This is a genomic window from Thioalkalivibrio sp. ALE9, from assembly GCF_000377445.1.
Lineage (GTDB): Bacteria > Pseudomonadota > Gammaproteobacteria > Ectothiorhodospirales > Ectothiorhodospiraceae > Thioalkalivibrio.
This window is the reverse complement of the sequence record NZ_KB898123.1, coordinates 180,296-204,578: the sequence shown is the minus strand read 5'-3', so window position 1 is coordinate 204,578 and position 24,283 is coordinate 180,296. Positions and strand designations below refer to the sequence as shown.

The 24,283-nt window shown below is 68.4% G+C and carries 24 protein-coding genes; 14 read left to right on the top strand and 10 right to left on the bottom strand.

Features of this window, described 5'->3' with window-relative positions:
* Window positions 1–15 precede the first annotated feature (15 nt).
* Window positions 16–1,281: a 6-phosphofructokinase gene (locus D106_RS0104145; RefSeq protein WP_018879302.1), complete on the top strand. Its 1,266-nt coding sequence runs from the start codon at window positions 16–18 to the stop codon at window positions 1,279–1,281.
* 18 nt (window positions 1,282–1,299) lie between these two features.
* Here the strand turns inward: D106_RS0104145 and D106_RS0104140 are convergent, their stop codons facing one another.
* A complete protein-coding gene (locus D106_RS0104140; RefSeq protein WP_018878207.1) occupies window positions 1,300–1,530 on the bottom strand; it encodes a GDCCVxC domain-containing (seleno)protein in 231 nt (76 codons plus the stop codon).
* Window positions 1,531–1,684: 154 nt separating this feature from the next.
* On the opposite strand from D106_RS0104140, the gene D106_RS0104135 reads away from it, so the two are divergent.
* The 3 genes from D106_RS0104135 (at window position 1,685) to D106_RS0104125 (ending at window position 3,698) form a co-directional block, all read left to right on the top strand.
* On the top strand, window positions 1,685–2,122 hold the full coding sequence (locus D106_RS0104135) for a hypothetical protein (RefSeq protein WP_018867922.1): 438 nt from the start codon (window positions 1,685–1,687) through the stop codon (window positions 2,120–2,122).
* Between the two features lie 108 nt (window positions 2,123–2,230).
* Entirely contained in the window at window positions 2,231–2,653 is a 423-nt protein-coding gene (locus D106_RS0104130; RefSeq protein ID WP_018867923.1) for a PA2779 family protein, read from the top strand.
* A 67-nt stretch (window positions 2,654–2,720) separates the two neighbouring features.
* Complete coding sequence (locus D106_RS0104125) at window positions 2,721–3,698, top strand: PA2778 family cysteine peptidase (RefSeq protein ID WP_051075169.1); 978 nt, start codon at window positions 2,721–2,723, stop codon at window positions 3,696–3,698.
* A gap of 60 nt (window positions 3,699–3,758) precedes the next feature.
* Here the strand turns inward: D106_RS0104125 and D106_RS0104120 are convergent, their stop codons facing one another.
* Window positions 3,759–3,983 carry a hypothetical protein gene (locus D106_RS0104120; protein WP_018867925.1) on the bottom strand — a complete coding sequence of 75 codons (225 nt, stop codon included), beginning with the start codon at window positions 3,981–3,983 and terminating at the stop codon, window positions 3,759–3,761.
* A 92-nt stretch (window positions 3,984–4,075) separates the two neighbouring features.
* On the opposite strand from D106_RS0104120, the gene coaD reads away from it, so the two are divergent.
* From coaD to ggt, 3 genes are read left to right on the top strand one after another with little or no spacing between them, the layout of a single operon-like run.
* Window positions 4,076–4,564: a pantetheine-phosphate adenylyltransferase gene (coaD, locus tag D106_RS0104115; protein ID WP_018867926.1), complete on the top strand. Its 489-nt coding sequence runs from the start codon at window positions 4,076–4,078 to the stop codon at window positions 4,562–4,564.
* A gap of 36 nt (window positions 4,565–4,600) precedes the next feature.
* The gene (locus D106_RS0104110; RefSeq protein WP_017942992.1) at window positions 4,601–4,852 is read left to right on the top strand and encodes a YfhL family 4Fe-4S dicluster ferredoxin; all 252 of its coding nucleotides are present in this window, start codon (window positions 4,601–4,603) and stop codon (window positions 4,850–4,852) included.
* An 8-nt stretch (window positions 4,853–4,860) separates the two neighbouring features.
* A complete protein-coding gene (gene ggt, locus D106_RS0104105; protein ID WP_018879301.1) occupies window positions 4,861–6,573 on the top strand; it encodes a gamma-glutamyltransferase in 1,713 nt (570 codons plus the stop codon).
* A 210-nt stretch (window positions 6,574–6,783) separates the two neighbouring features.
* Here ggt and rpsT read toward each other — a convergent pair whose 3' ends face one another.
* A complete protein-coding gene (gene rpsT, locus D106_RS0104100) occupies window positions 6,784–7,053 on the bottom strand; it encodes a 30S ribosomal protein S20 (protein WP_018880926.1) in 270 nt (89 codons plus the stop codon).
* Between the two features lie 160 nt (window positions 7,054–7,213).
* Here rpsT and D106_RS0104095 point away from each other — a divergent pair, with 160 nt between their 5' ends.
* Window positions 7,214–7,744, top strand: a complete 531-nt coding sequence (locus tag D106_RS0104095) for a DsrE family protein (RefSeq protein WP_018879300.1) — start codon at window positions 7,214–7,216, stop codon at window positions 7,742–7,744.
* 367 nt (window positions 7,745–8,111) lie between these two features.
* On the opposite strand, the gene uvrD is transcribed toward D106_RS0104095, so the two are convergent.
* Entirely contained in the window at window positions 8,112–10,319 is a 2,208-nt protein-coding gene (gene uvrD / locus D106_RS0104090; RefSeq protein ID WP_026280558.1) for a DNA helicase II, read from the bottom strand.
* A gap of 181 nt (window positions 10,320–10,500) precedes the next feature.
* On the opposite strand from uvrD, the gene D106_RS0104085 reads away from it, so the two are divergent.
* Both D106_RS0104085 and odhB read left to right on the top strand, forming a co-directional pair.
* On the top strand, window positions 10,501–13,311 hold the full coding sequence (locus D106_RS0104085) for a 2-oxoglutarate dehydrogenase E1 component (RefSeq protein ID WP_018879298.1): 2,811 nt from the start codon (window positions 10,501–10,503) through the stop codon (window positions 13,309–13,311).
* A gap of 35 nt (window positions 13,312–13,346) precedes the next feature.
* Window positions 13,347–14,696, top strand: a complete 1,350-nt coding sequence (gene odhB, locus D106_RS0104080; RefSeq protein WP_018879297.1) for a 2-oxoglutarate dehydrogenase complex dihydrolipoyllysine-residue succinyltransferase — start codon at window positions 13,347–13,349, stop codon at window positions 14,694–14,696.
* 144 nt (window positions 14,697–14,840) lie between these two features.
* Here odhB and ubiB read toward each other — a convergent pair whose 3' ends face one another.
* The 5 genes from ubiB to D106_RS0104055 form a co-directional block, all read right to left on the bottom strand.
* Window positions 14,841–16,526 carry a ubiquinone biosynthesis regulatory protein kinase UbiB gene (gene ubiB, locus D106_RS0104075; protein WP_018878213.1) on the bottom strand — a complete coding sequence of 562 codons (1,686 nt, stop codon included), beginning with the start codon at window positions 16,524–16,526 and terminating at the stop codon, window positions 14,841–14,843.
* Window positions 16,526–17,146: an SCP2 domain-containing protein gene (locus D106_RS0104070; RefSeq protein ID WP_018878214.1), complete on the bottom strand. Its 621-nt coding sequence runs from the start codon at window positions 17,144–17,146 to the stop codon at window positions 16,526–16,528. The genes ubiB and D106_RS0104070 overlap by 1 nt, the downstream gene beginning before the upstream one ends.
* Window positions 17,147–17,153: 7 nt before the next feature.
* Window positions 17,154–17,903: a bifunctional demethylmenaquinone methyltransferase/2-methoxy-6-polyprenyl-1,4-benzoquinol methylase UbiE gene (ubiE, locus tag D106_RS0104065; RefSeq protein ID WP_018867569.1), complete on the bottom strand. Its 750-nt coding sequence runs from the start codon at window positions 17,901–17,903 to the stop codon at window positions 17,154–17,156.
* Between the two features lie 13 nt (window positions 17,904–17,916).
* Complete coding sequence (locus tag D106_RS0104060; protein ID WP_018867570.1) at window positions 17,917–18,282, bottom strand: gamma-butyrobetaine hydroxylase-like domain-containing protein; 366 nt, start codon at window positions 18,280–18,282, stop codon at window positions 17,917–17,919.
* A gap of 186 nt (window positions 18,283–18,468) precedes the next feature.
* Complete coding sequence (locus D106_RS0104055) at window positions 18,469–19,374, bottom strand: DMT family transporter (protein WP_018878216.1); 906 nt, start codon at window positions 19,372–19,374, stop codon at window positions 18,469–18,471.
* A 308-nt stretch (window positions 19,375–19,682) separates the two neighbouring features.
* Here D106_RS0104055 and D106_RS0104050 point away from each other — a divergent pair, with 308 nt between their 5' ends.
* Window positions 19,683–20,816 carry an acyl-CoA desaturase gene (locus D106_RS0104050; RefSeq protein ID WP_018879296.1) on the top strand — a complete coding sequence of 378 codons (1,134 nt, stop codon included), beginning with the start codon at window positions 19,683–19,685 and terminating at the stop codon, window positions 20,814–20,816.
* A 42-nt stretch (window positions 20,817–20,858) separates the two neighbouring features.
* On the opposite strand, the gene D106_RS0104045 is transcribed toward D106_RS0104050, so the two are convergent.
* Window positions 20,859–21,167: a response regulator transcription factor gene (locus D106_RS0104045; RefSeq protein ID WP_018867573.1), complete on the bottom strand. Its 309-nt coding sequence runs from the start codon at window positions 21,165–21,167 to the stop codon at window positions 20,859–20,861.
* A 191-nt stretch (window positions 21,168–21,358) separates the two neighbouring features.
* On the opposite strand from D106_RS0104045, the gene D106_RS0104040 reads away from it, so the two are divergent.
* Genes D106_RS0104040 through hypF form a run of 3 tightly spaced genes read left to right on the top strand, consistent with a single transcriptional unit; the run spans window position 21,359 to window position 24,280 of the window.
* Entirely contained in the window at window positions 21,359–21,706 is a 348-nt protein-coding gene (locus tag D106_RS0104040) for a DUF3024 domain-containing protein (RefSeq protein WP_018877025.1), read from the top strand.
* Between the two features lie 10 nt (window positions 21,707–21,716).
* Entirely contained in the window at window positions 21,717–21,977 is a 261-nt protein-coding gene (locus tag D106_RS0104035) for a hydrogenase maturation nickel metallochaperone HypA (protein WP_018863238.1), read from the top strand.
* Window positions 21,974–24,280: a carbamoyltransferase HypF gene (gene hypF / locus D106_RS0104030; protein WP_018879295.1), complete on the top strand. Its 2,307-nt coding sequence runs from the start codon at window positions 21,974–21,976 to the stop codon at window positions 24,278–24,280. The genes D106_RS0104035 and hypF overlap by 4 nt, the downstream gene beginning before the upstream one ends.
* Window positions 24,281–24,283: the final 3 nt, after the last annotated feature.

Here is a 24,283-nt window from a genome sequence, read left to right as displayed (position 1 = left end):
AAATGGAGGATTCGCATGCCGCAGAACGCGCTGTACGCCCAGTCGGGCGGAGTCACTGCCGTCATCAACGCCAGCGCCTGGGGGGTGATCGAGGCGGTGCGCGCCCACCCGGCCCATTTCGGCAAGATCTATGCGGCGCGCGACGGCATCCTGGGTGTGCTGCGCGAAGAGATCATCGACCTCGACCAGGAGGACCCGCTGACCCTCGCCGCCCTGCGCCATACGCCGGGCGGTGCGTTCGGTTCCTGCCGCTTCGATCTGGGTGACCCCGACAAGGACCCGCAACAATACGAGCGCCTGGTCGAGGTCTTCCGCGCCCATGACATCGGCACCTTCTTCTACAACGGCGGTGGCGGCTCCATGGATACCGCCTTGAAGATCGCAAAGATGGGCGAGCGCATGGGCTTTCCGATCAAGGCGATTGGGGTGCCGAAGACGATCGACAACGACCTTGCCGTGACCGACTCCAGCCCGGGGTTCGGCTCGGCCGCCAAGTTCATCGCCACGGCAGTGCGCGAGGCCAGCCTGGACGTCGAGTCCATGCACACCAGTTCCACCAAGGTGTTCGTGATGGAGGTGATGGGTCGGCATGCCGGCTGGCTGGCGGCCGCCGCGGCGCTGGCGCAGGAGTTCGACGGTCAGCCGCCGATGCTGATCCTGTTCGCCGAGGTCCCGTTCGACCAGGACGACTTCCTCGACCACCTGAACCGGACCATCGAGCGCCACGGCTACTGCGTGGTGGTCGTCTCCGAGGGCATCAAGAACCCGGACGGGGAGTTGTTCTCGGTCGCGCAGAGTCACGACGTGTACGCCTATACCCAGCTCGGCGGTGCCGCCCCGCGCCTGGCCGAACTGATCCGCGAAAAGACCGGCCACAAGCTGCACTGGGCCGTGGTGGACTATATCCAGCGCGCCTCGCGCCATATCGCATCGAAGGTGGACGTGGAGCAGGCCTATGCCTGCGGGCGCGCGGCGGTGGAGGGGGTGGTGGCCAGCGAGGACGCCTTCATGCCGATCATTCGCCGGGACTCCAACCAGCCGTACCGCTGGAGCATCGGCTTTACCCCGCTGGAGACCGTCGCGGACATCGAGCAGGGCATGCCGCGCAACTACATCACCCCGGATGGCTACGGCATCACCCAGGCCGCGCGCGACTACCTGCGCCCGCTGATACAGGGCGAGGATGCCCCGCCATTCGAACGGGGCCTGCCCTGCTACCCGCGCATCCGCGGCGAGCTGTTGCCAAAACGCTGCCCGCCATTCGACGTGAAGACCGAGTAGATACGCGGACTACGGACCCTAAGGCCTCCCGGGGGTACAGCAAGCACCGGGGCCCTCCTGCTGGATCGGCGGACAGGGCACGGACCCGTAGGAACAGAAGACGCAGCAATCCCCCGGCAACGGCCTCAGCAGGGCACCGCAGCCGGTGCACTCATAGAACCACTGGCAGGCATCGGTGGGCATCGTCTCGGTCTTCTGATGGCCGCACTCCGGGCAGGTCAGGGTCGAGTCGGGGATGATCTCGTTCATATGCGTTTCAGGTCGGTTTGCGAGGATGGGATGCAAGATCCAGGCGGGCAGGCGAAAAACCCCGCCGGACAACCGGGATCGGCACAAAACGGGCGGTTCCGGAGTCTACAGCACTGCAAGCCCGCGCAAGACGGGCGCCAACACCGGATACCGGATGGAGGAAACGATGTACACGCGAATCCTGAACCGCACGTTTGCCCTGTCGGCCGCTAGCGTCCTGGCCGCCGCATTCCTGGCGCCAGGCCAGGTCGCCGCGCAGGGCGCCTATTTCGCGCCGGCCGATGGCTCGCCGGACGAGGTCACCTTCGAGTACCGCATGCGCGAATACGGCTGTGCCAACGTGCGCGGCCAGTGGCGGGCGACCAACAACACCGACGACTGGCTGGAGGTGCGCGTCACCAAGACCGCCTACAACTGCCCCGGCGAGTTGGAGGACGATGTCCGCACGACCACCCGCCTGTGGCGCACCCTCGGTCCGGGCGAGACCCAGGAACGCACGCGTGACAACTCGGTGTGCGGTGGGGCCTGGGCGCGCGGGGTCGAGGTCCTGGAGTACGAGATCAACGTGGTTGACGCCCCCGACGAAAGCTGAGGCCTGTGATTCCGGCCGCGATTTTTCTTCGCGGCCGGTTCCCTTGCGCCGTGGGCGCGCTACACTCGTAAGCGTTATGCACCCCGTCCCCATTCGAGGAGTCTGTCCATGCGCGTCCCTTCGTTTCGCCAAGTCCTGTCCGCCCCTGCGGCCTTCCTGGTCGCGCTGACGCTGACCCTGCTGCCCGCCACTCCGGCCTTCGCCGGCGTGGGCATGCTCGACACCGGCAGCATGATCCAGCAGGCCAGCGCGGATGACACCCGCGCCCAGTTGCTGGAACAGCTCAATGACGCCGAGGTCCGTGCCCAATTGATCGAGATGGGGGTCGACCCCGAACGGGCCGAGCAGCGCGTGGCGCGTCTGACCGACGAGGAACTCGCCCGCCTGGAGGCGCACATGGAGACCGACCCGGCCGGCGCCGCCAGCGCCCTTGGTGTGGTCGCCATCGTGTTCGTGGTGTTCGTGATCCTCGATGCGGTCGGCGTGACCGACATCTTCTCGTTCGTGGGTCCGGCGCGCGCCAACCGCTGACGCGGTCATGGCATCGTGGAACCGACGGCGAGCCTCCGGGCTCGCCGTTCTTGTGTTCGGCCTGGTGATGGGCGCATTCGCCCTGGGCGGTTGCGCCACCGCGCCGCAGAGCGCGAGCCTGGCGAGTGAACGCCCGGCCGACCTGCCGACCCGCGTGGAACTGACGGACACGCCCTTCTTCCCGCAGGAGCAATACCAGTGCGGCCCCGCCGCCCTGGCCACGGCCCTGAACGCCCGCGGCATCGACGCCGCGCTGGATGACCTGATCGAGGAGGTCTACCTCCCCGGCCGCGAGGGCAGTCTCCAGGCCGAGATGCGCGCGGCGGTGCGGGCCCGCGACCAGGTCGCCTACCGCATCGAGCCGCAACTGGAAACCGTCCTGCGCGAAGTGGCCGCCGGCAACCCGGTGGTGGTGTTCCAGAACCTCGGCGTGGCCCTGATCCCGGAATGGCACTTCGCAGTGGTGATCGGCTATGACCTGGAAGATCGCGAGATCTTCCTGCGCAGCGGCCCCATCCAGCGCCATGTGAACTCGTTTGCCCGCTTCGAGCGGACCTGGGCCCGCGGGGAACGCTGGGCCTTCCTGGTGATGGCACCGGACACCCTGCCGGCAACGGCCACGCCCCTGCGCTGGCTGCGAGCGGTCAACGAGCTGGAGCAGACCGGACGCCTCGCGGCGGCCGCCACTGGCTATGAAACGGCGATGGAGCGCTGGCCCGACGAGGCCATCCCCTATGTGGGCCGGGCCAACGTGGCGTTTGCCCAGGGCGACCTGACCACGGCCGAGGACGCCCTGCGGAACCTCGTGGAGCGTGATCCGGCGCGTCACGAAGGGTGGAACAACCTGGCGCATGTACTGATCGCCCGCGAGTGCGGTGAGCAAGCGCGCGAGGCGGCAAGCTGTGCGGCCGGTCTGGCGGGGCCGGGCAGCTACGCTCGCACCCTCGGTGCGGCGGCGGATGCGCCGGACACGGGGGCCGAATGCCGCGCCCTGCCGCCTTGTGCCGCGACGATGGACTCCGCGGCTTTACCGGAGCGCCATTAGGCAGGTGCACGCTTGCGCGGGGCACGCCGGTCCTCTCCGGCCGGGGCGTGTGCGGCGCGCCTACTTGCGCTTCTCGAGCGTCTGTTCAGCGTGCTTGAGGACCAGGCCCAGGTTCTGTTTCTCGACGTCCGTGACCTGCGGGTCTTCCTTCACGGCGTGGCGCAGGTGTTCCACCAGTTGCGCCAGTTCGTCGCGCGAGATCTGGTGAAAATTGAAGCCGCCACCGTAGCGGGACTCGAGCTGATCCCAGTATTCGGCAAGCGGAGGGCGGTAGTCGTCACTCATGGGGCATTCCCTGGTTGCGGTGCGGCGGGCGCATTTTGTCTGCTTGCGGTGCTTGGGGTCTAATGGGGGCTTTCCCGGCCGGCCTTTCGCCCATGTCCGTTACCGCTATCTACCCCGGCACCTTCGATCCCATCACGCATGGTCACACCGATATCGTGCGCCGGGCCGCCCGCCTGTTCGATCGCGTGGTGATCGCGGTGGCCGCCAATCCCAACAAGGGCCCGGCCTTCCCGCTGGAGACGCGCGTGGCCCTGGCCCGCGAGGCCGTGGGCGAAATCCCCGGCGTCGAGGTGCAGGGGTTCAACGTACTGCTGGCGCATTTTGTCCACGCCCAGCGCGCCAACGTGATCCTGCGCGGTTTGCGGGCGGTGTCCGACTTCGAACACGAATTCCAGCTGGCGGCGATGAACCGCCAGCTGGCGCCGGAGGTCGAAACCCTGTTCCTGACACCGGCCGAGGAATACAGCTTCGTCTCCTCGAGTCTGGTACGGGAAATCGCCCGTCTGGGTGGCGACGTCTCAAAATTCGTGAGCCCCGGCGTGGCGCGCATGCTGGCCGAACAAAACGGCCTGGAGCGCTAGCGGCCGGGCCCTGCGACTGGATACGAGGATTGGCCCATGGCCCTGATGATCACCGACGAATGCATCAACTGCGATGTCTGCGAGCCCGAGTGCCCGAACGAGGCCATCTACCCGGGTGACGAGATCTACGAGATCGACCCCAATCTGTGCACGGAATGTGTCGGGCACTTCGACGAGCCGCAGTGCCAGGATGTCTGCCCGGTCGACTGCATCCCGCTGGACCCGGATCACAAGGAGACCCGCGAACAGCTCCAGGCCAAGTATGAAGCCCTGATGGCCGCGAAGTAGGCAACCTCGTGGACTGGCATCGACCCCTCCTGCGCGGCGCCGTCCTTGTCACCCTGGCACTGGCCGCCCCGCTGGCCTGGGCCGGGCCCGGGCAGCATGCGGTGGCCACTGCCCACCCCGCGGCCAGCGAGGCCGGCGAGGCCGTGCTGCGCGACGGCGGCAATGCCTTCGACGCCGCCGTGGCCATCACCGCCGCGCTGGGCGTGGCCGAACCCTATGGCTCCGGCCTCGGGGGCGGCGGGTTCTTCCTGCTGTACGAGGCCGACTCGAACCGCAGCGTGATGGTCGACGCCCGCGAGACCGCCCCGGCCGCGGCGCATCGCGACATGTACCTGGATGCGGAAGGCGAGGTGGTCGACGGACTGTCGCTGGACGGCGTGCTGGCGGCGGGCATCCCCGGCATGCCGGCCGGCCTCGATCACATCGCGCGGAACTACGGGCGTCTGTCGCTGGCGGACAGCCTGGCCCCGGCGATCCGTCTGGCCGAAGACGGTGTCCCCGTCAGCGGTCGCTATCGGCAGATGGCGGGGTTCCGCCACCAGGCCCTGCGCGACGGCGCAGACGCGCGCGACATCTACCTGGACGACGGCCAGCTGCCGGACGAAGGGGCGCCCCTGCGCCAGCCGGATCTGGCCGCGACCCTGCGGCGCCTGGCGGACGCCGGCCGCGACGGGTTCTATACCGGTGAACTGGCCGAGCAGCTGGTCGCGGGGGTGCGCGAGGCGGGCGGCATCTGGACGCTGGACGACCTCGCCGGTTACGCGGTGGTCGAGCGCGACCCGATCCGACTCGATTACCACGGGGCCGAGATCACCACGGCATCCCCGCCATCCTCCGGGGGGGTGGCACTGGGGCAGATCCTGAACATCCTTTCATTCTATGACCTCGAGGCGCTGGCGCCGGACATGCGCGCCCATCTGACCATCGAGGCCATGCGCCGCGCGTACCGCGACCGGGCCGAGTATCTGGGCGATCCGGATCATGTCGAGATGCCGCTGGAGCGGCTGTTGTCGCGCGACTACGCCGCCGGACTGCGCGCCACGATCCATCCGGACACGGCCACCCCCAGCCGCTACCTGCCGCTGTCGGTGGATCCGAAGGCCGACCACCCGGAGGCCGCCGCCACCGAGAGCCGCCAGACGACGCATTTCTCCGTGATCGATGCCGAGGGCAACCGCGTCGCGGCCACCCTGACCCTCAACTACCCCTTCGGCGCCGGCTATGTGGTGCCCGGCACCGGTGTGCTCCTGAACAACGAGATGGACGACTTCTCGGCGAAACCGGGCGAGCCCAACGCCTACGGCCTGGTCGGCTTCGAGGCCAACGCCATCGCCCCGCAGCGCCGGCCGCTGTCGAGCATGAGCCCGACCTTCGTCGACACCGGCGAGCGGGTGGCGATCCTGGGGACGCCCGGGGGCAGCCGTATCATCACCATGGTGCTGCACGGCATCCTCGGGGTGCTCGAGGGACAGTCCATCGAGGATGTGGTGGCGGCTCCGCGCTATCACCACCAGTACCTGCCGGACCGGGTCGAGCACGAGACCGGCGCCTTTGATGCCGAGTTGCGCGGCCAGCTGGTCGCGCGCGGGCACCAGCTGGTGCCTCAGGTCCGCCCGTTCGGCGACATGCACGCCATCCTGTGGGAGCCCGAGGCCGACCGTCTGGAGGCCGCCTCCGACCCGCGCGGTGAGGGCGAGGCGCGCGTCTTTCAGCTCCCGTAACCCTCATTGTGGAAGGAACGCGGCAGTCGCGGGTACCCCGAGAGCTCGCCACGTCGCTGTGCGACTCGCGATGACGGGGGATAGCGGCGAGGAATACGTTCAGGGGCGCGCCGGATGCCACCCACGCAAAAAGCCGCGCCCGTTTGCGGGGCGCGGCTTCGCGATTCAGCTATCCGCGGCCGGCGCGAGGCCGGCCAGATGGCCGGGGGCTTAGCCCTGGGCCAGGTCGCGGATGCGGGCGTTCAGACGGCTCTTGTGACGGGCCGCCTTGTTCTTGTGGATCAGGCCCTTGCTCACGGTCTTGTCGATCACCGGCACGGCCGACTTGTAGGCCTCGGCGGCAGCCTGGGCATCGCCCTTGTGCAGCGGCTTCAGCACGGCCTTCATGGCCGTACGGAAACGGGAGCGCAGCGCCATGTTGTGGGCGCGGTTCTTGACCGCCTGACGGGCCCGCTTACGGGCAGAAGCAATATTCGCCAAAGTACTTCCCTCGCGTTGAATCGCTAGGTTCTGGAAAAGGCGGCAGAGCATACCGCCGGGCCGGCTGCGCGTCAACCGGGAGCGGGGCGTGGCGGGAATGACAGGGGGGTTCCGGGGCGTCTACTCTAGAAAGAAACAACACCATACAAAGGAGACCACGATGAACCGCTTTCCCCGGACCCTTCAAACCACCTCGGCAACCGCCGCGGGCATGGCCCTCCTGCTGGCCACCCTGCTGGTCGCGAGCCTGGCCTTCATGCCCCAGGCCAAGGCCTTCGAGCCGGAGGCCAAGGTGGTCTATCACGCCGACTTCGCCGACCCGCGCCGCTTCTCCGCGATGCTGACCAGCATCAATAACATGATGACGCACTACCAGAACGAGTTCATCGACGCCGACGTGCGCATCGTGTTCGTGGCCCACGGCATCCGCTTCCTGACCGACGACAATCTCGCCGATACGCCGTTCGAGGCCGACGAGGAACTGAAGGAAGAGCGCGAGACCCTGCGCGGCCGCCTGATGAGCCTCGCAAGCACCCATGGCGTGAAGCTGGAACTGTGCGAGATCACCCGCTCGCAGATCGGCCTCGACGAGGATCTGATCTACGACCACGTGAATTTCGTCCCCTCGGGCGTGGTGCGCGTGGCCGAACTGCAGAACGAGGAAGGCTTCGCCTACATCAAGATCGAGTGATCGCCGTTCGGCTTGATGCTCACAAGCCCCGCCTCGGCGGGGCTTTTTTGTGTCACCACGAAGCGCACGAAGATACGAAGGGGATCAAGGGCGTTTGCACCAGAAACCCTGCGAAGAGGGGCAGGATGTGGCGAGCGCGGCGAATCGCATCGTGTCGCTATTGAGTACGTCATCGCGAGGAGCGAAGCGACGCGGCGATCGGGTTGGGACTCCCGCCAGTGTTAGCGAAAAGATTGCCGCGCGACGCTCACAATGCCAGCCCTGTTAATCCAGCCCTTCTCTTCCTGTCTCCCCACCTTCCTGTAAATCGCCCTGGCCCTTCTCCGTGCCCTCTGTGTTCTCCGTGGTGCAATAAGCGGCATTCCGCCTAACCCAGAACCTCCAGTTTGGCGAAGCTGAGCACCAGCCACTTGGAGCCGGCGTGGGCGAAGTTCACCTGTACCCGCGCCGAGTTGCCGGAGCCCTCGAACTGGGTGACCAGGCCCTCGCCGAACTTCGCGTGATGCACACGGGCGCCGATGGCCAGGCCCGCCGCGGAGGCCTCGGCGGCCTGTGCATCCATGGACCCGAAGCCCGCCGTCTTCTGCCGGGCCGCCGCAAAGCGTCCGGCGCCGTAGGGCGAGGCCTGCGGGCGCAGTACCTCCAGCGCGTCCTCCGGGATCTCGTTGATGAAGCGCGAGGCGACGTTGTAGGACTCGCGCCCGTACAACCGACGGGTCTCGGCGTGGATCAGGTACAGCTCCTTCTCGGCGCGGGTCATGCCGACGTAGGCCAGGCGGCGCTCCTCCTCCAGCCGTCCCGGCTCCTCCAGCGAGCGCGCGTTGGGGAACAGGCCCTCCTCCATGCCGGTCAGGAAGACCAGCGGGAACTCCAGGCCCTTGGCGGAGTGCAGGGTCATCATCTGCACCGCGTCCTCGTGCGGGTCGGCCGCGCCCTCGCCGGCCTCCAGCGCCGCGTGGGCGAGGAATTCGGTCAGCGGATTGCCCTCGCCTCCCTCGCTCTCGGCGGTGGATTCCATGTCAAAGGCGCGCGCCGCCCCCACCAGTTCGTCCAGGTTCTCGAGGCGCGCCTCGCCGCGCTCGCCCTTCTCCTTCTTGTAGTGCTCGCGCAGCTGGGCGCGTTCGATCGCCTGCTCCACCTGGTCCGCCAGCGGCTGGCGCGGGAGCTCCTGCTGCAGATCGCGGACCAGCTGCACGAAGCCGGCGACCGCGTTGCGCGCACGCCCGGGCAGGGCGTCGGCATCCACCGCGTGGGCCGCCGCCTGAAGCAGGCTGGTGTCCGCCGCCTGGGCCGCCTGGCGCAGGCCCTCCAGGGTCTTTTCGCCGATCCCGCGCGGCGGCTGGTTGACCACGCGCAGGAAGGCGGCGTCGTCATCGCCGTTGCCGGCCAGGCGCAGGTAGGCCAGGGCGTCGCGGATCTCCTGGCGCTCGAAGAAGCGCAGGCCGCCGTAGACGCGGTAGGGCATGCGCCGGCCGATGAAGGTCTCTTCCAGCACGCGCGACTGGGCGTTGGAGCGGTAGAGCACGGCGCACTCGCGGTACAGCCCGCCCTCGTCCACATGGCGGGCGATGGTCTCGGCGATAAAGCGCGCCTCTTCCTGCTCGTTCAGCGCGGTGTACAGGCGCACCGGCGCGCCCTCCTTGTCCTCGGTCCACAGCTCCTTGCCGAGGCGGCCGGCGTTGTGGCGGATCAAGGCGTTGGCCGCGTTCAGGATGTTGGCGCTGGAACGGTAGTTCTGCTCCAGGCGCACGACCTGGGTGCCCGGGTAGTCCTGCTGGAAGTGCTGGATGTTCTCGATCTTCGCGCCGCGCCAGCCGTAGATGGACTGGTCGTCGTCGCCCACCGCGAACACCGGGCTGTCGCCGGCCAGCAGGCGCAGCCAGGCGTACTGGATGTCGTTGGTGTCCTGGAACTCGTCGACCAGCACATGGCGAAAGCGCGTGCGGTAGTGCTCCAGCAGCGCCTTGTTGTCGCGCAGCAGCTCCAGCGAGCGCAGCATCAGCTCGGCGAAGTCCACCACCCCGGCGCGCTCGCAGGCCTGCTGGTAGGTGGTGTAGACGCGCACCCACTGGCGCGCGACGGGGTCGCCGGTATCCGGCAGGTGTTCCGGGCGCGAGCCCTCGTCCTTGCGCGCGTTGATGTACCACTGCGCCTGCTTCGGCGGCCAGCGCGCCTCGTCCAGTTCCAGGCCGCGCAGCACGCGCTTGACCATGCGCAGCTGATCGTCGGAGTCGAGGATCTGGAAGCCCTGCGGCAGTTTCGCCTCCTGCCAGTGCTGGCGCAGCAGGCGGTGGGCCAGGCCGTGGAAGGTGCCGACCCACAGCCCGGTGGCCGGGTGGCCCAGCAGCGCCTCGATGCGCCCGCGCATCTCGGCCGCCGCCTTGTTGGTGAAGGTGACCGCCAGCAGGCTGTGCGGGGCCACGCCCTCCACGCCGATCAGCCAGGCGATGCGGTGCACCAGCACGCGGGTCTTGCCGGAGCCGGCGCCGGCCAGTACCAACAGCGGCTGCGGCGGGGCGGCCACGGCCTCGCGCTGGGCCGGGTTCAGGGAATCAAGCAGGGGGGAGACATCCATGCGCGAATGGTAGGGAAACCCGGCCGGAATCGCACGTTCCACATGCGGGCCGTGTGCCTTCGGCCGGGCAAACGCGCTACTCTCGAAGTCAGCCCGCGTCGAAGCGCCAGGGTGCCTGCAAGGAACCTCGCACGCCGACGGAGTCACAAGGGTAGTCGCATCAGGAATGGGAAGACCGCGAATGAACGAGATGCCATCCCGGCACCGGCTGGACAGCCCCGTCTCCGGCCAGGAACTGCACCCCGACAATCTGGCCTTTGCCGAGGGTCTGCTGGAGCGCTACCGCGAGGACCCCGATTCGGTCCCGCCCGCCTGGGCCGACTATTTTCGCTCGCTGGAAGGTGTGTCGCGGCCGGAACGCCGCCGGCGTTCGACCGACCGTCCGGACCTGGCGCACGAACAACTGCAGATCCGGGTGCTGCAGTTCATCAACGCCTACCGCTATCTCGGGCACTTCGGCGCCCGCCTCGACCCGCTGGAACGCGAGTCCCCCGAGCCGCCGCGCGAGCTGAGCCGCGAGCATCACGGGCTGGACCAGGTCGGCCCGGACATCACCTTCGATCCGGGTTCCCTGTTTATCGAGGGGCGCGTCTCGCTCGATACCATCGAGCGGGTCCTGAAGGAGACCTACTGCGCCAGTATCGGCGCGGAATACATGCACCTGATGGCCACCGACGAGAAGCGCTGGCTGCAGGAACGCCTGGAGTCCGCGCATGGCCGGTTCGGCTTCGACGACGAGACGCGCCTGGCCATCCTCGAGCGTCTCACCGCGGCCGAGGGCCTGGAGCGCTACCTGCACCGGCGCTATGTCGGACAGAAGCGTTTCTCGCTGGAGGGCGCGGAGAGCCTGATCCCGCTGCTGAATGCCCTGGTCCAGCGTGGCGGCGCGCGCGGGCTGCACGAACTCGTGGTCGGCATGGCCCATCGCGGGCGCCTGAACGTGCTGGTCAACCTGTTCGGCAAGTCGCCGGAAGAACTGGCCAACGAATTCGAGGGCCGGCCGCGTGACGATCGCGGTACCGGGGACGTGAAATACCACATGGGATTCTCGTCGGATCTGGATACGCCGGGCGGGCCGGTTCACCTGGCGCTCGCCTTCAATCCGTCGCATCTGGAGATCGTCACCCCGGTAGTCGAGGGCTCGGTGCGCGCGCGCCAGGTCCGCGTTGGCGATCGCAAGGGCAACCGCGTGATGCCGGTGGTGATCCATGGCGATGCCGCGTTCGCCGGGCAGGGCGTGGTCATGGAGACCCTGAACATGTCCCAGACCCGGGGTTTCTCCACCAAGGGCACCGTGCACGTGGTGGTGAACAACCAGATCGGGTTCACGACATCGACCCTGAAAGACGCACGTTCGACCCATTACGCGACCGATGTGGCCAAGATGGTGAATGCGCCCATCCTGCACGTGAACGGCGACGACCCCGAGGCCGTGGTGTTTGTCACCCAGATCGCGCTGGACTACCGCATGCGCTTCGGCAAGGACGTGGTGATCGACCTGGTCTGCTATCGCCGCCAGGGGCACAACGAAGCCGACGAACCGGCCGCCACTCAGCCGCGCATGTACCACCGCATCCGCGAGCTGCCGACCACCCGCGAGCGCTACGCCACGCGCCTGATCCGCGACGGCCTGACCACCGAAGAGGCCCAGGATCAGGCCCTGGAGGACTACCGCGGCCGGCTGGATGCCGGACAGCCGGTGGCGCTGTCGCTGCTGCGCGAGCGCAATGGCCATACCGGGTCTTCGACCAACTGGGGCCCCTACGTGAACCAGACCTGGGACCAGGACGTGGAGACCGGTGCGCCCGCCGAGCGTCTGGCGCGCACCCTGGAGCAGCTGTCCACGCCGCCGGAGGGCTTTCGCCCGAACGACCGCGTGCAGAAGATCCTGGAGGCCCGCGTCGCCATGGCGCGGGGCGAACAGCCGCTCGACTGGGGCGCGGCCGAGACCCTGGCCTATGGGGCGCTGATCCAGGATGGCTACCGTATCCGTCTGTCCGGACAGGACTCCAGCCGGGGCACCTTCTTCCACCGCCATGCGGTGCTGCACGACCAGGAGACCGGGAAGGCCATCGTGCCGCTGCGGCGTCTGGACCCGGACCATCCGCGCTTCCTGGTAATCGACTCGCTGCTCTCCGAGGAGGGCGTGCTGGCCTTCGAATATGGTTACGCCACCGCCGCCCCGGAGGCCCTGGTGATCTGGGAGGCGCAGTTCGGCGACTTCGTGAACGGCGCCCAGGTGGTAATCGACCAGTTCATCTCCTCCGGGGAGCAGAAATGGGGCCGCCTGTCCGGTCTGACCCTGCTGCTGCCGCACGGCTACGAGGGGCAGGGTCCGGAACACTCCTCGGCGCGCCCGGAGCGCTTCCTGCAGCTCGCGGCGCAGGAGAATATGCAGGTCTGCGTGCCGACCACGCCAGCGCAGATGTTCCACCTGCTGCGCCGCCAGATGCTGCGCCCCTACCGCAAGCCGCTCATCGTGATGACGCCGAAGAGCCTGCTGCGACACAAGGACGCGGTCTCCGACCTCGATGCCCTGGCCAGCGGCCAGTACCAGACGGTCATCGACGACGCCGGCATTGACGACCCGAACCGGGTGAAGCGCGTCCTGCTCACCAGCGGCCGCATCTTCTACGACCTGGCCGCCCGCCAGGCCGAGGGCGAGCACGCGGACACGGCCATCCTGCGCCTGGAACAGTGCTACCCCTTCCCCGAGGCACGCCTGACCGAGCTGCTGGGCCGCTACCCGGAGGCGGACGAGTTCGTCTGGGTCCAGGACGAGCCGGAGAACCAGGGGTATCTGGAGTTCGTCGCGCCGCGCATCAACCCGCTGCTGGCGGTACGCGGCCAGACCCTGCACGCGGTGGCGCGGCCCCCGGCCGCGGCCCCTGCCGTCGGCTACCCCGAGGTGCACAAGGCCCAGCTGAAGGATCTGCTCGAACGTGCGTTCGGGCCCATCAGCTCGCGGGACACGCCGCACCCGACGCCCTGAATCTTCGAAACTGACGTACAGCACAAGGAAGCGAGATGGCAACCGATCGCACCCCGATCCAGGTCCCGGAACTCCCCGAATCGGTCGCCGACGCGACCGTAATCGCCCTGCACAAAAAGGCCGGGGACCCCGTGAAGCGCGATGAACTCATTGCCGAGCTGGAGACCGACAAGGTGGTCCTCGAGGTGTCGGCGCCTGGCCCCGGCACCCTGGTGGAGCTGTCCGCCAGCGAGGGCGACGTGGTCAAGGCCGATGCCGTGCTGGGCTATCTGGGGCCGGCCGAGGCCGCGCCAAAGGATGAGGAAGACGAGTCCGGTGACGAACCGGAGCCGGCGAAGACCGCGGCTCAGGGGCAGCCTGCCGAGCCCGCCCCGGCTGCCGACGCACAGGAGGAGCGCGCCGACGCGCAGCCCGCTGCCGAGTCCGCAGCGTCCGGTACGGGCGCGGATGATGCCGGCAGTGCGCCGCCGCCCTCTCCCTCCGTTCGGCGCTTGTTGCAGGAGGCCGGGCTCAGTGCCGGGGAGGTCGAGGGCACTGGGGAAGATGGGCGCATCCAGCGCGAGGATGTGGAGCGCGTTCGTGACCAGCGGGCCGCGGGTTCCGGGACCCGTACGGGTGCGCAGGCGGAAGACTCCGGTTCGGCCGCCCGCACGGCGCAACGCCCGACCGAGCCGACGGACCGTGCCGAACGCATCGAGCGCGTGCCCATGACGCGGCTGCGTGCGCGCATCGCCGAGCGCCTGCTGGAGGCCAAGCAATCCACCGCGATGCTGACCACCTTCAACGAGATCGACATGTCCGCGGCGATGGCCCTGCGCGGGCGCTACAAGGAGACCTTCGAGAAGCGCCATTCCATCAAGCTCGGCTTCATGGGCCTGTTCGTGGCCGCGGCCACGCGGGCGCTGGAGCGCTTCCCGGTGATCAATGCCGCGCTGGACGGCGAGGAGATTGTCTACCATCACTACAGCGACATCGGGATCGCGGTGTCGTCACCGCGCGGGCTGGTCGTACCGGTGCTGCGCGATACCGGCAACGCCAGCGTCGCCGACATCGAGCGCCGCATCCGCGACTTCGCCGAGCGTGCCCGCGACGGCAAGCTGGATATCGACGAGCTGCGCGGGGGCACCTTCACCATCACCAACGGCGGTGTGTTTGGCTCGCTGTTCTCGACGCCCATCCTGAACCCGCCGCAAAGCGCGATCCTGGGCATGCACGCGATCAAGGAGCGCCCCGTTGCGGTGGACGGCGAGGTGGTGATCCGGCCGATGATGTACGTAGCTCTATCCTACGATCACCGTCTGGTGGATGGCGCCGATGCGGTGCAGTTCCTGGTCGCCATCAAGGACGCCATCGAGGACCCGGCGCGCCTGCTCCTCGACGTCTGACCCCGGGCGCCGGACCGCTCCCCGTAGGAGGCCAGCCCTCTGGCCGATGGGGCGTTGGACAGGTCCCCATCGGCCAGAGGGCTGGCCTCCTACTGTCTGCAGCGACACGGCCCATGCATGAACGGGCGACGCTGCCTGTGGGGTTCAGGTGCGATCGACGGGGCGACGGTACGGGCCAGGGCGCAGGCCGAATAGCAGCATGGCGGCGCCAACCAGGCCGAGCGGCCAGGCCGGCCAGGCCAGGCCGAGCCAGGTGGACACGTCGAGCTGGGTGGCCAGCCCCGCCAAGGCGAGCAGTCCCGCGCCCCCCCAGGCCTCGTGGCGCCGACGGTTCTGGCGGCGCAGGCCTTCCTCCAGGTCACGGATCTGCTGGCGCAGAGCGGCGTCGCGCTCGGCGCGCTGCTCTTCGACCGTCAGGGCCTTTTCCAGGTGCATGGGCATCTCGGGCAGCTGGGCAAGCAGGCGCGGCAGGTGCTGCTGCGCATTGCGGATGAACGCGCGCACGCCCATGCGTTCGTGCATCCACTTCTCGATGAATGGCTTGGCGGTGGTCCACAGGTCCAGCTGCGGGTACAGCTGGCGGCCCAGACCCTCAATGTTCAGCAGGGTCTTCTGCAACAACACCAGCTGTGGCTGGACCTCCATGTTGAAGCGCCGCGCGGTCTGGAACAGGCGCAGCAGGACCTGGCCGAACGAGATCTCGTCCAGTGGGCGCTGGAAGATCGGCTCGCAGACGGTGCGGATGGCCGCTTCGAACTCGTCCACGCGGGTGTCTTTCGGCACCCAGCCGGACTCCACGTGCAGTTCGGCCACGCGGCGGTAGTCGCGGTTGAAGAAGGCGTGGAAGTTTTCCGCCAGATAGCGCTGGTCGGAGTCCAGCAGCGAGCCGACGATGCCGAAGTCCACCGCCAGGTAGGTCGGGTCGTCCGGGTGGGTGGCATCGACGAAGATGTTGCCCGGGTGCATGTCGGCGTGGAAGAAGTTGTGCTGAAACACCTGGGTGAAGAAGATCTCCACCCCGCGCTCGGCCAGCAGCTTCAAGTCCACGTTGCGCTCGCGCAGCGCGGCGATGTCGGCCACCGGGATGCCGCCGATGCGCTCCATCACCAGCACGCTGCGGCGCGTGTAGTCCCAGATGATCTCCGGGATGTACAGCAGGTGGCTGTCCTCGAAGTTGCGGTGGATCGCGGCGGCGTTCGCGCCCTCGCGGATCAGGTCCAGCTCGTCGGTGACGGTCTTTTCGTATTCGTCCACCACCTCGCGCGGGCGCAGGCGCTTGGCCTCGGACCAGTAGCGATCGGCCAGGTCCGCGATCAGGTGCATCACCTCGAGATCGGCGCGGATGGTCTTGAGGATGCCGGGGCGCACGACCTTGACCACGACCTCGCGCCCGTCCTGCAGCGTGGCCGCGTGTACCTGGGCGATGGAGGCCGAGGCGATCGGCGTGTCCTCGAACGTGGCGAAGGCGATCTCGATCGGACGCTCGAGTTCGGACTCTATCAGCGCGCGCGCCTGCTCGAACGGGAACGGGGGCACCCGGTCCTGCAACCGGGCCAGCTCCACCGCGATGTCGTCCGGCAGCAGGTCACGCCGGGTGGACAGCATCTGCCCGAACTTGATGAAGATAGGCCCCAGGTCCTCCAGTGCGCGGCGGATGCGCTCGCCGCGCGTACCTTCGGTACGGCGAAACCAGTTCCAGGGCGCGAGGTAGAGCAGGAAGCTGAGCGGGCGCAGCGGCTTCAGCGTAAACAGGATGACGTCCAGGCGATAGCGCACCAGGACCCGCGCAATGGTCCACAGCCGCAGGCCCCGGTACAGCGCGCGGCGCATCAGGACTGCCGGTCGTCAGGTGCGGAGGGCTGTGCCTCCAGACGGCGCAGCCGGGCATCTAGGCGGGCGACCCCGTCACGCAGGTCGGCGACGTCCTCGGCAAAGGCCTCGAAGGCCCCGCCGGCCGGCAGCCACTCGAGCTCGTCGCGCAGATAGTCGGCGGTATCCTCGGCGGAGCGGCGGCCGAGGTGGCGCAGGCTGCCGCGGGCCTGATCGAGCAGGTGGCGCAGCGGTCCGGCGGCCCCGGCGCCGGCAAAGCGCTCGAACAGCCCCTCCCAGTCGATTCCGGAATCCCGCAGCGCATGCTGCAGATCGGAGAGCACGGTGGCGTCACCGGTGATGGTCAGCCCGGAACGGTCGTCGCGGGCCAGCGCTGCGGCCAGCGACAGGGGCGAGCCCGCCAGCTGCACATCCACCGGCTCCTCGACACCGCCGATGACCTGCAGTCGGTCGGCGGCCCCGACCAGCGAAAGGGCCAGCCCCGGGGGCTCGATCACGATGGCGATTGCGCGCCCGGCCAGGCGCGCCCGGTCCTTCTCCGGCGCGCTCGCCAGGTGTTCGTTCAGCGTGGCCTCGATCAGGGCCGTGAACGGACTGGGCAGAGCGAAGGGTTCGGCCATGAAAACGTTACAGTTTTGTGCCGCGATGCAGCGCGACGATGCCGCCGGTCAGGTTGTCGTACTCGACCCTCTCCAGGCCGGCGTCGCGCATCATCCCGGCCAGGGTCTCCTGATCCGGGTGCATGCGGATGGACTCCGCCAGGTAGCGGTAGCTGTCCGCATCGTTGGCGACCAGCTTGCCCATCAGCGGCAGCATCTTGAACGAATAGACATCGTAGAGCGGGCGCAGCGGCGCCATCGGCTGCGAGAACTCCAGCACCAGCACGCGCCCGCCCGGCTTGATCACCCGGCGCATCTCAGCCAGTGCGCGTTCCTTGCGGGTCACGTTGCGCAGGCCGAAGGCGATGGTTACGCGGTCGAAGTAGTCATCCGGATAGGGCAACTGTTCGGCGTCCGCCTGCACGAAGTCGAGGTTGCCCACATGGCCCTCGTCCAGCATGCGGTCGCGCCCGGCCTCCAGCATCGAGGCGTTGATGTCGCAGACCACGATCTGCCCCTTCGGCCCGACACGTGGGGCGAAGGCCCCGGCCAGGTCCCCGGTGCCCCCGGCCAGGTCGAGGATCTTCATGCCCGGGCGCACCCCGGTGCGCTCCAGGGTGTAGCGCTTCCAGATGCGATGGATGCCCATCGACATCAGGTCGTTCATCACGTCGTAGCGCGATGCGACCGAATGGAAGACCTCGCCGACCCGCGAGGCCTTCTCGGACTCGGGTACGGTCTGGTAGCCGAAGTGGGTCTTGCCGGGTTCTTCTTTCATCAAGCTGCCGTTGTCAGTGCGTCTTGCGCTCGTGGCCGGCCTCTTTCAGCCGATCCAGATAATCCTGCCACAGACTTTCCTGCTCCGTGCCGAGCTTGTGCAGATAGTCCCAGTCGTAGATGCCGGTGTCGTGACCATCGGAGAACACCAGCTTCACCGCGTAGTTGCCGACCGGCTCGATCGCGGTGATGTTTACGTCCTCCTTGTCCACCTGCAGCACCTCCTGGCCCGGCCCGTGCCCGCGCACCTCGGCCGAGGGCGAGTACACGCGCAGGAACTCGCAAGGCAGCTCGAAATGCGAACCGTCGGAGTAAGTCAACTCCAGGATGCGCGACTTCTGATGCAGCTGGATATCGGTGGGTCGGTGCGTACTGCTCATGCAGCCTCCAGAATCCTCGGTCCGGGCGAGCCCGGAAAGATCGTGCGCGACCGCCCGCAGCGGCCACCTTCAACAGGCTGCGAGGATACCAGCCCTGCAGACCGGCGTGGCATCTCCCCGCGCATCAAAGGCCTGCCGCCCGGCAGGAGGGATCGCGCGGGCGATCCGGAACTCCGTGCGACAACGCTACTCGGCGTCGCGGCCCCGCTCGGGGACCGGGGGCGGCGTGGCGCGGGAGGACACGCTGAGGGCGGTGACGGTGACCAGGATCAGGGCCATGCCGATGATCTGAACCAGTGCCAGGCTTTCGTGCAGGATCACCACGCCGAACAGCGTGGCGGTGACCGGTTCGATCATCGCGACGATCGAGGCAACGGCGGGGGCCGTAGTCCGCAAGCCATTGATGTAGAACGCGAACGACAGCCCGGCACCGAAGATGCCGAGGGCCAGGAACAGCGGCCAGTCGGAGGTGCTCAGGACCTCCACCATCTGGGTATTGTCGCCCGGCAGCATCAGCAGGATGACCAGCACACCGAAGGCAATCGTCAGGATCGCTTGCGGGCTGCCGTGCTGCCCGGCGTATTTGAAGCCGAAGATGAAGATCGCGTAGGACAGGCCCGCCAGCAGGCCGGCACCGGCGCCGATCAGGGTCACATTGCCCGCTCCGGTGTCGTAGATCTGGGTCAGCAGCACGATGCCGACCATGACCATCGCGATGGCCACCAGCTTGAGCGTGGTCGGGGATTCCAGCCGCAGGGCGAAGGAGATGATGTAGACGAACACCGGGGCGCAGTACATCAACGTGGCGGCGACCGCCACACTGCCATGCGCGATGCTGAGGAAGTAGAACGCGAAGTTGCCGGCCACGCCCAGCCCGGCCACGGCCGACCAGAACCACATCTTGCCGCTGCCCAGCCCGCTGCCACCGGGACGCCAGGCGAGCCAGATCAGCACGAACAGCAGGCCGATGGCACCGCGGTAGAACGAGACCACGAAGGCGTCCCAGCCCTCGGCCATCAGGATGCCGCCGATCCCGCCGGACAACCCCCAGAAGAAAGCCGCCAGCACCACGAGTCCAACACCGAGGCCCATCAATCACTCCCTTTGATCGCTGGATGTAACGGGCCGTAGTCGGTGACTCGACGTGGCCAGCAATGGCGGGTATTCGGCCACGGGAGCGACCGGGCCGGCCTTCGAAACAAGCGTCACATCTTACAGGGAGGCCCGACACGGTTGGAAAGACCCGGCGCCGAACGTCGGCTCCGGTGGAATGCCCCGCATCCGACCGGTCGCTGGGGCCGGCCTTCCGGCACAAGGGCATTTTTTGCGCCCGCAGTGGTCTCATACAGTATGAATGGACGAGCACCCTCGCTCGCCCCGATCGTCAGCAGGTCTCCCCGATGTCCGAACGCTCCCCTCCGATTGCCTGGACCCCGGCAGTTTTCTTCGTACTGACCAACCTGGCCGCCGTCACGCTGGTGCCGTGGTGGTGGTTCACCCAGGGTTTCAGCGGCGCGGCCTGGCTGTTCTTCGGGCTGTTCCTGGTGCTGAGCGGGCTGGGCGTCACGGTCGGTTATCACCGGCTGTGGGCGCACCGCACCCTCAAGGCGCGTGGGCCTCTGCGCGTTCTGCTGGCACTGAGTGGCGCCCTGGCGCTGCAGAACAGCATCTACAACTGGGGCGCGCGGCATCGCGTGCATCATCGCTACGTGGATGACGTGGACCGCGATCCGCATTCGATCAAGCGCGGTTTCTGGCACGCCCACATGGGCTGGATGCTGCGCAACTGGCCCACCAGCGAGCCCGACTATTCGCGCGTGAAGGACCTGGCGAAGGACCCGGTGGTAATGTGGCAGCACCGTCATTACTGGACGCTCGCATGGGGGCTGAACCTGGGCCTGCCGCTGCTGCTGGGGCTGGCGTTCGGCGATGTGGTCGGCATGCTGCTGCTGGCCGGCGTGCTGCGCCTGGTGCTCAGCCACCACTTCACGTTCTTCATAAACTCCCTGGCGCACTGGTGGGGCCGGCGCCCCTACAGCGACGAGAACACCGCCGTGGACAACGGCCTGGTCGCCCTGCTCACCTGGGGCGAGGGGTACCACAACTTCCACCACGCCTTTCAGGCGGACTACCGCAACGGGGTGCGCTGGTGGCAGTACGACCCCTCGAAATGGCTGATCAACCTTTTTGCCTGGACGGGACTGGTGTATGACCGGCGCTGGACGCCGCGATTCAAGATCCTGCGCGCGCGGCTGCACACCGAGTTTCGCCGGCTGCTCAACGCCGACACAGCGGGCGCAATCCACGACAACTGGCGCGCGACCCTGGAGCGCGAGTACCAGCGCTTCCGTGAAATCGTGAACCAGTGGCAGGAGGTCCACGCGCGCAACATACGGGCCGGTCGCGAGGTCCTGAACGACCGCTGGCTGCGCACGGAACTGCACACCCAGTTCAAGGAGCTGGAGTATCGCCTCAAGATGCAGCGCCGCCGCCTGCGCGCTCTGTCCGCCTCACGCCGTACCGCCTCTGCATGAGCGCGGGCGCCGGATGACGCGGCCGAACGCCTTCCGGTTCAATCAGCACCCCAGCTTGGAAGCAACCCGATCGGCCACCTTGCCGCGGACCACGACCTCGTCGGCGCCCGCCTGGCGCGCGGCCTTGAGCATGGCCCCTTCCACGTGCGGGCCAAAGGCCAGGATCGTTGCGTCCGGGTAGCGCTCGCGCCAGCTCGATACCGCTTCCACGCCACGGCTGCCGAGATCGACCACCACCAGGTCAGGCGCCTCCGGTGTCTGGCTGGAGGTGACCACGGCGCCGGCCGAACGCCAGCGCGACTCCAGCCGTACGCGGGTCATCAGATCCGGGGTGTCGAGGTTAATCTGCATGAGGTCTCCCGAGGGGGTCGGCTGGTGGAAGGGGTCGCGCTTTACGGAGACTTGGCCGGACACGGGCAGCCTTGCCCGTAGGATCGCTTCAGCGCTGTCTCGTGGCACACACTCTAAACTATCGGGATCGTCACTTTGCCGACCCCGACTAGCCAGCGATTGGCCCCGACAGCAACGGAGAACGGATACATATGGCCCTGAGCGAATTCGAGCGCAAGCGGATTGAAAAAGTGATGGAGGGGTTCATGGAAAGGCGCCGACCGCCCGCCCATGTTCGAGACCGTCTGGACCTTGTCTGGCGTCTCGAAGGCCAAAGCGTGGTGCTGTACGAAGTGCGCCCGCTGATGGATGCTCCCACAAGGGTCATGGAACACCCGGTGTTCAAGGCCACGTTCGTGCGCAAATCGGGCCGTTGGAAACTCTATTGGCAACGGGCAGACCTGAAGTGGCACGGCTACGACCCACACCCGGAACTGGCCTCGCTGGAGGATGTGCTGAGTGTGGTGGAGAAAGACGAGTACGCCTGCTTTTTCGGATAGGGGAACACGGATGCACGAGTTTTCGTTGATGGCCGACCTGATGCGCAAGATCGAGCAGGTGGCGGCGGATAACAACGCCGAGCGGGTCACCCGGGTGCGGGTCTGGCTGGGCGCGCTGTCGCACATCACGCCGGAGCATTTTCGCGAGCACTTCGAGGATGGCACCCGCGGCACGCTGGCCGAGGGCGCCGAGCTGGAGGTGGAGACCTCCGACGACGAGACCCACCCCGAGGCGCAACAGATCCTGCTGCGGAGCCTGGACGTGGCGTGAACACGCCCGCGACACTTAGCCCGGCGCGGGAGCGCTGGCGCCTGGTCGTCACCGGCCGGGTGCAGGGCGTGGGATTTCGCCCATTCGTCGCGGCGCTGGCAAAACGGCTGGCGCTGGTCGGCACGGTCGGCAACACGCCCGAGGGCGTGGTGATCCAGGTCGAGGGGGACGCGGCTCGCCTGGATGCGTTTCGTTCGGCACTGGCGCAAGAGGCGCCGGTGGCCGCACGTGTCAATGACATCTCTGTCAGCCCCGTAACCCCCACCGGCGCAGCCGGCTTCCGGCTCACTACGGGGCCGAACCGAGGCGGCGCCCCGGCCCTGGCCCCGGACCGCGCCCCCTGTCCCGACTGCCTGGCCGAGATCCGAGACCCGACGGCGCGGCGCTACCGCTACCCGTTCACCGCCTGCACGGCCTGCGGCCCGCGCTGGAGCATTGCCACGGCGCTGCCTTGGGATCGTGCCGGCACCACCCTTCATGACTTCCCGCTGTGCCCGGCCTGTCGTGCGGAGTTCGAGAACCCGGGGGATCGGCGCTTCCATGCCGAGGCGATGGCCTGCCCGGACTGCGGGCCCCGGCTCCTGCTGCGCGCGCCGGACGGCACCGAACAGGCCACCGGGGATGCGGCACTGGAGGCCGCTGTGGCGGCCCTGCGCGCGGGGCAGATCCTGGCCCTGAAGGGCGCGGGCGGGTTCCAGTTGCTGGCGGACGCCACCCGCGAGGAGGCCATCGCCCGCCTGCGAGCGCGCAAGCAGCGCCCGGAAAAGCCGCTGGCGGTGTTGCTGCCGGACGGCGACTGGCTGGATTGTCTGGCCCACGTATCCGATGCGGAAAGGGGCCTGCTAGATGCCCCGGAGGCTCCGATCGTGCTGGTGGATCGCCAGCCCGGCGCGCCGCTGGCCGACAACATCGCCCCGGGGCTGAACCGCCTCGGGCTGATGCGGGCCGCCACACCGCTGCACCAGCTGCTGCTGGACGCACTCGCGACCCCGCTGGTCTGCACCTCCGGCAACCGCAGCGGCGAACCGCTTTGTATCTCCGGCGAGGAGGCGGTGGCTCGGCTGGGCGGGATCGCGGATGCCATCCTCGACCACGACCGTCCGATTGCGCGGCCGCTGGACGACAGCGTGTTCCAGATCGCGGCCGGGCAGCCGCAGTGCCTGCGCGTGGGACGGGGAGCCCTGCCCCTGCGCATCCCGCTGCCGCAGCCCGGCCCGGTCACGCTGGCGCTGGGCGGCCACCTCAAGGCGGCACCGGCGCTGGCCCTGAACCGCGAGGTCGTGGTCGGCGCCCACGTCGGCGACCTCGACAGCGATCCGGCCCTGCGCCGCCTCGACAGCGAGGCCCGCGCGCTGGCCGGGCTCTGCGGCGTGCAGACCGAGCGCATCACATGCGACCGACACCCGGACTATGCCTCTACCACACTCGCCGAGCGCCCGGGCGTGCCGGTCTTCCCCGTGCAGCACCACCACGCCCATGCCGCGGCCTGTCTGGCCGAGCACGGGGTGCAGGACCCGGTCCTGGCGCTGGTCTGGGACGGCGCGGGGCTGGGTACGGACGGGACGCTCTGGGGGGGCGAGTGCCTGACCGTGGACGCCGATGGTGGCTGGAAGCGCCTGGGCCATCTGCGCCCGTTCCGCCTGCCGGGGGGCGAGGCCGCAATCCGCGAGCCGCGACGCGCGCTGCTGGGGCTGCTGCATGCGCACTTCGCGGGCGATACGGCGGCCCTGGCGGCCAGCCCGGCGCGGGCCCTGTTCGACGATGCCGAGTGGCCAGCGCTGCTCCGCGCCCTGGATCGCGGCGTCAACGCGCCCTGGACCAGCAGCGTCGGGCGGCTGTTCGATGCTGTGGCGGCCCTGACCCGGCTGCGCACCGGTGCCGGCTTCGAGGGGCAGGCCGCGATGCTGGTGCAGCAGGCAGCAGAGGCCGCACCGGGCACGGTGGATGGCCCGGATCTCGTGCTGGATAACGCCATGCCCTGGCAGGCGGACTGGGGCCCGCTGATCACCGCCCTGCTGGCGGCGAAGGCGGCCGGTGCCACCCCCGGGGCGATCGCCGCGCGGCTGCATAGCGCACTGGCGCGGTTCGCGGTGGCGGCCGCCCGGACGGGCGAACGAGAAACCGTGGCATTGACCGGCGGATGCTTCCAGAATCGGGGACTGCTGCAACAATGCGTGGACGCCCTGCAAACCGCCGGCTTCCGCCCGTTGTGGCCGCAGCACATACCGCCGAACGACGGCGGGCTGGCGCTCGGTCAGGCGGTGATCGCGCGCCGGGCCGCTGTGCCACCGAACGGAGACTGAGCC

Coding starts and splice junctions, on each gene's coding strand:
- ubiB (WP_018878213.1), bottom strand. CDS start 16,526: ATGCGCCGCGCGCTGTACCGGGGCCTGCGGCTGTGGACCATTGCGCGG.
- D106_RS0104120 (WP_018867925.1), bottom strand. CDS start 3,983: ATGAGTGACGACTACCGCCCTCCGCTTGCCGAATACTGGGATCAGCTC.
- D106_RS0104110 (WP_017942992.1), top strand. CDS start 4,601: ATGGCCCTGATGATCACCGACGAATGCATCAACTGCGATGTCTGCGAG.
- D106_RS0104095 (WP_018879300.1), top strand. CDS start 7,214: ATGAACCGCTTTCCCCGGACCCTTCAAACCACCTCGGCAACCGCCGCG.
- D106_RS0104055 (WP_018878216.1), bottom strand. CDS start 19,374: ATGGGCCTCGGTGTTGGACTCGTGGTGCTGGCGGCTTTCTTCTGGGGG.
- D106_RS0104125 (WP_051075169.1), top strand. CDS start 2,721: ATGGGCGCATTCGCCCTGGGCGGTTGCGCCACCGCGCCGCAGAGCGCG.
- uvrD (WP_026280558.1), bottom strand. CDS start 10,319: ATGGATGTCTCCCCCCTGCTTGATTCCCTGAACCCGGCCCAGCGCGAG.
- D106_RS0104035 (WP_018863238.1), top strand. CDS start 21,717: ATGCACGAGTTTTCGTTGATGGCCGACCTGATGCGCAAGATCGAGCAG.
- odhB (WP_018879297.1), top strand. CDS start 13,347: ATGGCAACCGATCGCACCCCGATCCAGGTCCCGGAACTCCCCGAATCG.
- D106_RS0104045 (WP_018867573.1), bottom strand. CDS start 21,167: ATGCAGATTAACCTCGACACCCCGGATCTGATGACCCGCGTACGGCTG.
- ubiE (WP_018867569.1), bottom strand. CDS start 17,903: ATGAAAGAAGAACCCGGCAAGACCCACTTCGGCTACCAGACCGTACCC.
- D106_RS0104060 (WP_018867570.1), bottom strand. CDS start 18,282: ATGAGCAGTACGCACCGACCCACCGATATCCAGCTGCATCAGAAGTCG.
- D106_RS0104130 (WP_018867923.1), top strand. CDS start 2,231: ATGCGCGTCCCTTCGTTTCGCCAAGTCCTGTCCGCCCCTGCGGCCTTC.
- D106_RS0104145 (WP_018879302.1), top strand. CDS start 16: ATGCCGCAGAACGCGCTGTACGCCCAGTCGGGCGGAGTCACTGCCGTC.
- D106_RS0104085 (WP_018879298.1), top strand. CDS start 10,501: ATGAACGAGATGCCATCCCGGCACCGGCTGGACAGCCCCGTCTCCGGC.
- coaD (WP_018867926.1), top strand. CDS start 4,076: ATGTCCGTTACCGCTATCTACCCCGGCACCTTCGATCCCATCACGCAT.
- D106_RS0104040 (WP_018877025.1), top strand. CDS start 21,359: ATGGCCCTGAGCGAATTCGAGCGCAAGCGGATTGAAAAAGTGATGGAG.
- D106_RS0104140 (WP_018878207.1), bottom strand. CDS start 1,530: ATGAACGAGATCATCCCCGACTCGACCCTGACCTGCCCGGAGTGCGGC.
- D106_RS0104070 (WP_018878214.1), bottom strand. CDS start 17,146: ATGGCCGAACCCTTCGCTCTGCCCAGTCCGTTCACGGCCCTGATCGAG.
- D106_RS0104135 (WP_018867922.1), top strand. CDS start 1,685: ATGGAGGAAACGATGTACACGCGAATCCTGAACCGCACGTTTGCCCTG.
- D106_RS0104050 (WP_018879296.1), top strand. CDS start 19,683: ATGTCCGAACGCTCCCCTCCGATTGCCTGGACCCCGGCAGTTTTCTTC.